Annotated in this window: 1 protein-coding gene; it reads right to left on the minus strand. The window is 66.6% G+C overall.

Annotation, left to right across the window (positions count from 1 at the left end):
• Window positions 1-4: 4 nt before the first annotated feature.
• The coding region (gene tuf, locus SNE34_RS14750) for an elongation factor Tu (protein ID WP_332618380.1) at window positions 5-910 on the minus strand (906 nt) is incomplete at its 5' end.

Raw genomic sequence — 910 nt, forward strand, 5'->3', positions numbered from 1 at the left:
CCGTTTACTTCAGGATCTTGGCAACGACGCCGGCGCCGACGGTACGACCGCCCTCACGGATCGCGAAGCGCAGGCCCTCGTCCATCGCCACCGGGTTGATCAGGGTCACCACCATCTTCACGTTGTCGCCCGGCATCACCATCTCCACGCCTTCCGGCAGCTGGCAGGCGCCAGTGATGTCGGTGGTGCGGAAGTAGAACTGCGGACGGTAGCCCTTGAAGAACGGGGTGTGACGGCCGCCTTCGTCCTTGCTCAGGATGTAGACCTCGCCTTCGAAGTCGGTGTGCGGCTTGATGCTGCCCGGCTTGCACAGCACCTGGCCACGCTCGACGTCGTCACGCTTGGTGCCGCGCAGCAGCAGGCCGGCGTTGTCGCCCGCCTGGCCCTGGTCGAGCAGCTTGCGGAACATCTCCACGCCAGTGACCGTGGTCTTCTGGGTGTCGCGGATGCCGACGATCTCGATTTCCTCGCCGACCTTGATCACGCCGCGCTCGATGCGGCCGGTCACCACGGTGCCGCGACCGGAGATCGAGAACACGTCCTCGACCGGCATCAGGAACGGCTTGTCGACGTCGCGCTCGGGCAGCGGGATGTAGCTGTCCAGCGCCTCGACCAGCTTCAGGATCGCCGGCACGCCGATTTCGCTCTGGTCGCCCTCGAGGGCCTTGAGCGCCGAACCGTGCACGATCGGGGTGTCGTCGCCCGGGAAGTCGTACTTCTCCAGCAGCTCGCGCACTTCCATCTCGACCAGCTCGAGCAGCTCGGCGTCGTCGACCATGTCGGCCTTGTTCAGGAACACCACGATGTACGGCACGCCGACCTGGCGGGCCAGCAGGATGTGCTCGCGGGTCTGCGGCATCGGGCCGTCAGCGGCCGAGCACACCAGGATCGCGCCGTCCATCTGCGCCGC

The sequence above is a fragment of the Novilysobacter erysipheiresistens genome, from assembly GCF_036663935.1.
GTDB lineage: Bacteria > Pseudomonadota > Gammaproteobacteria > Xanthomonadales > Xanthomonadaceae > Novilysobacter > Novilysobacter erysipheiresistens.